Annotated in this window: 1 protein-coding gene; it reads right to left on the minus strand. The window is 42.0% G+C overall.

Translation table 11 applies throughout. From position 1 onward, the window contains the following. The coding region (locus AC4MRQ_RS25635; protein WP_491200580.1) for a glycoside hydrolase family 3 C-terminal domain-containing protein at positions 1-2,226 on the minus strand (2,226 nt) is incomplete at both ends.

The following is a 2,226-nucleotide window of genomic DNA, read 5'->3' on the forward strand; positions in this document are numbered from 1 at the left end:
TCCTTTACCGGACGTGCAACCTGGGGATTAATTTCGCCCACGTACACCTGAACGACTTCACTTCCCGTCATTTTTCCTGTATTAGAAACAGGGATGGTCAACTCAAATGTTTGTGCATCAATCTCCTTTACTTTAATCTCACCGTATTCGAAATCGGTATAAGATAAGCCATGACCAAAGGCATAACGCGGCTTGATATTGTTTTTTTCCAGGTAGCGGTAACCAACAAATATCCCTTCGTTAAAAACTGACTTTAGGTTCTCGTTTCGATAATCCTTTAATCCTGGAGCATCTTCCTTCTTCACGTAAAAGGTAGATGGTAGCTTTCCTGAAGGATTGGTATTACCAAGCAAAACATCAGCGATGGCATTTCCACCTTCCTGACCGCCAAACCAGGCCTGAACAATTGTGGGCACATCATCGGCCCAGGCTTCCATCACTGGTGGTGTTCCGGTAATCATCACCACAACCGTATTGGGATTCACTTTGCTAACCGCTTTGATCAATCGGTCCTGATTTTCCAATACCAGAAAATCTTTGTCTCGACTTTCTCCCTCAAAATGATCAGACAAACCGGCAAAGATGACAGCCATATCCGAATTCTTAGCAACTTCTACCGCCTCAGCAATAAGATTTTCTCCAGGAATTTCCCAACCAAGTTTAATTTCGGAAATAGTTCTATCATCAAAATATTCAAGCTCAATGTCATAATATGAATTCGCTTTTAAACTAATTTTGCATGTATCGATAATACTTTCTCGATGTGCTTTCCAATTATCAAGTATGGTTTCGCCGTTAATTTTTAGACGCACACCATCATTATGCATAACAAAAAACTTGTACTCACCAGTAGCGGGTGTTTTAATTTTACCTTTCCAGCGTACCGAAAATTGATTACTATCGTCTGCTCCGTGCATATCTAGTCTGGGAGCATCAAAAAACCACAAAAAATCGATCTCTTTATCTTCCCTGGTAAAATGTGGCTTACCTTCAAGATTAATGTTATTAAAATATTCAGCTTTAAGGCAATGTTGATTGTTTTCATCCCTGAAAAAACTGCTTTCAAGTACACGAATGTCATCCTTTATTGCAGTCCCTAAGGCGTAGTCAATCTGTAGCTTATTACCTGCTTTATTTTGCAAGCCTTCCAGTGGTGACACAGTATAAGGTGGCAAGACTTTGGCACTTCCACCTCCACCTACCCTGGCAAAAGCAGCGTTAGGTCCGATAATAGCGATCTTTTTGAATTTATCCTGATCAATTGGTAGCAGATCTTTTTCGTTTTTCAGCAATACAATCCCGTTAACCGCAGCTTCATATGCAATTTGGTTGTGTTCTTTACTGTTAACGTAGTTTGTAGTGATTTCTTTCTCATTATCGAACAATCCGGCCAGGAATTTGACCCTCAATACTCGTCGGGTCATCTCGTCTATTCTGTCTTCGGTTATCTGCTTGTTAGACAAAGCCTGTTTTACCTTTTCACTGTTGATATGTCTCCCATGCGGCATTTCGATATCCAATCCTCCGTTTATACTAGGTGCAGTACTGTGCGTTGCCCCCCAGTCGGATACCACAAATCCTTTAAATCCCCATTTGTCCTTAAGCACCTCGTTGAGGAGATAGTTGTTTTCACTGGCGTATTGCCCATTTACCAGGTTGTATGATGACATTACCGACCAAACATTCCCTTCCTGCACTGCAGCTTTGAACATGGGAAAATAGATTTCGTGCATTGTGCGTTCGTCCGCAATTACATCCAGTTTTCTTCTGTTCCACTCCTGGTTATTGCAAGCAAAATGCTTCACACAAGCCAATACATTCTGACTTTGTACTCCTTTAATATATGGCACAGCTAATTGACCAGACAGGTATGGATCTTCTCCATAGCTTTCAAAATTCCTGCCCCCTACAGGGATTCTGTGAATGTTAACACAGGGGGCAAGCAAATAGTTTCGTCCTTTTTCTTTTGTTTCATGCCCCAATAGGGTTCCCACTCGTTGCATTAAGTTTCTGTCCCAGGAAGAGGCGAGGGCAACGGCCGATGGAAGTGCTGTGGCTTCTCCCCATCTTATCCCAACCGGTCCGTCGGTCATCTTCAGGCCTGGAATTCCAAGCCTTTTATTCACTTTTGTATCGAAACCATATCCGGCAAGCTGCTCAATTTTCTCATCCAAAGTCATCCTACCCAGTAGGTCTTCTACTCTCTTCTCTATATCGTAACTTTTA

Source organism: Carboxylicivirga sp., from assembly GCF_982718395.1.